Source organism: Paraliobacillus sp. JSM ZJ581 (assembly GCF_044383835.1).
GTDB lineage: Bacteria > Bacillota > Bacilli > Bacillales > Amphibacillaceae > Paraliobacillus.
On sequence record NZ_JBISEP010000067.1, the window covers coordinates 1 to 1,562 of the forward strand.

2 protein-coding genes are annotated in these 1,562 nt (G+C 37.9%); both read right to left on the minus strand.

Annotation, left to right across the window (positions count from 1 at the left end; genetic code table 11):
• On the minus strand, positions 1 to 642 hold a 642-nt coding region (locus ACH6CY_RS15650; protein ID WP_374068236.1), incomplete at its 3' end, for a carbohydrate ABC transporter permease.
• A gap of 15 nt (positions 643 to 657) precedes the next feature.
• A partial coding sequence (locus tag ACH6CY_RS15655) for a carbohydrate ABC transporter permease (RefSeq protein ID WP_483874869.1) occupies positions 658 to 1,562 on the minus strand: 905 nt, incomplete at its 5' end.

Consider the following 1,562-nt stretch of genomic DNA (forward strand, 5'->3'; position numbering starts at 1 on the left):
AACAATAATAATACTAGGCTTTGCCATCGGAAACATAACCGAAAACATCGTACGGAAATAACCTGCACCATCGATGCTTGCTGCTTCCTCAAAATCAGATGGCAACGTCTGGAAATAACTCGATAATAAAAAGATCGTAAATGGTAACGCCGTCGATGCATATATCATCGCTAACACAAAGCGATTATTTAAAAAGAATGGATCGCCAAGTATCATTTTTATCGCACCATCCCAATCCAACAACATTAAGAAGATTGGTACAGCGATATAACTGACGTTAATAAATAATCCAGCTTTAACAATGCCATTTAAGAAGTTGCTTCCTCTAAATTGAAAACGTGACAACACATACGCTGCTGGTAAAGCCACAACTAATAAAATCAGTAAAGATAACGCTGTTACAATGACTGAATTTAACAAGTACTCTCCCATCTGTGCTTCGACAAATGCTTCCACAAAGTTTTGAAAATAAAAACCGTCTGGTAATGCCCATGGGTTTTCATAAAACTCCGCATTTTGCTTAATTGAAGCTAAAAACACCCATCCAACCGGGACAATAATCGTTATTGCCAAGGTAATCAAAGCGACATAGTTAAATAGTTTAAAAAGTGTGTCGGTGCTTAACCCTTTTGTTTGTTTCATCTCTGTTTTACCTCCTTAATACTCTAGTACATCACGTTTAGTAATTTTGCTGACAATGGCGGCTAAGGCAAAGGAAAAGATGAAGACGACTACGCCAATCGCCATCCCATAACCAAAGGTAGAGTTTGTATATGCTTGGTCATACATATACGATAAGAATACTTCTGTTGACCCGTTCGGGCCTCCGCCTGTCATTGCTTTTACTAATAAAAAGCTGAGGTTGATCGTACTAATAATAAAGAAAGTTAATGTCGTTCGGATATTATTCCAAATGAGTGGCAGTGTAATGTGAAAGAATTGGGTAATTCCATTAGCACCTTCTAGCGATGCAGCTTCATAATAACTCGCTGGAATACTCGCCATCCCAGACATATACATCACCATGTAATAACCAATTGCTTGCCATACTAAAGCACCGGCAATACTGTAAATAACGATAGCTTGGTTTCCTAACCATAACTGTTCAAATGTGTCTAAGCTTAACACACCTAAAATACTGTTTAGTAACCCACTTTTCGGATCATAAATCGCTGAGAATATCCCCGCAATAACAACAATCGATAAGATGTTCGGTATATAGAAAATAATTCGGAAGAAGTTTCCTCCCTTCACTTGTTCTTTCGTTAATACGGCTGCAAAGAACACCGCAAAGATCAACGTAATAATCGCTACAAGTACAATTAATAAAATCGAATTTTGGAACGATTGAATGAAGTCCATGTCATTCCACAACACGTTAAAGTTCTCTAAACCAACAAACGCTCTCGTATTCGAGAAACCGCCCCAACGATACATGGACATGCGGAATACTTCGATGGTTGGTGTAATCATAAACGTCGTAAGTAAAAGTAATGCTGGTGCTACACAAACCGCAATAAATATATTTCTTGATCCTTTTTTATTCATAGCGTACACCCCTT